The sequence below is a fragment of the Alcanivorax sp. HI0083 genome (genome assembly GCF_001635175.1).
Genome location: NZ_LWFX01001579.1, coordinates 1 through 655, shown reverse-complemented (window position 1 = coordinate 655; position 655 = coordinate 1). Strand labels below are relative to the sequence as shown.

The 655-nt window shown below is 58.3% G+C and carries 1 protein-coding gene; it reads right to left on the bottom strand.

What is annotated here, in order from left to right:
- Positions 1-643, bottom strand: a 643-nt coding sequence (locus A3754_RS23580) for a diguanylate cyclase domain-containing protein (protein WP_156497182.1), incomplete at its 3' end; no start/stop codon positions are given.
- Positions 644-655: the final 12 nt, after the last annotated feature.

The following is a 655-nucleotide window of genomic DNA, read 5'->3' as shown; positions in this document are numbered from 1 at the left end:
CATCCAGTGCGTTGATGAAAGGGGTGAGGGTGTCGAGCAAGCCATCTTTACGGGCCTGCGCCAGTAACGCATCGCTAAGCGCCTGGGGCGGGTTTGCTTCATTTTGTTGTGTGTCGTCCTGAGTCTGAGCTTGCTGGCTTTGTTGTTTCTGCGCCTGGGGGGAGAGAATGCGCTGGCCGCGCTCCGCGGGTTGGCGCAACAGCTTCAGGGTATCGTTGACCAGTCGTCCGGTGCCCTCGTTGTCGGCGCCGCTGTGCACATGTACGGCGATGCGCACATTCAGCGTGACACGAAAATCATCGACCTTGAATTCGTGGTGGTCAAGCCAGTCCAGTAGCCGCGCGGCTGCGATGTCGGCGCCGTCTGCATTGGTGCCGGGCAGGGCCAGAAACACCACCTGGTTGCTGCGTGCGGTAATCAGGATATCTTCACAGCGTTTGCGGCTGTTCAGGTGTTCGCAGAATTGCCCAAGCAGGGGCGCAATGTGGTGCTCGCCTATTTCTGCCTGCAGTGTTTTCAGTTCCTGCAGGTCGATGGCAAGCAGTGCCAGGGGTTGTTTGTGGCGTCGGCAAAAGGATAACGCTTGTTGTAAAACATGTTGGCTATGGCTTTCTGCGCGTTGCGGGTTTGTCACGGCAGTCATTGGCACCTCGGG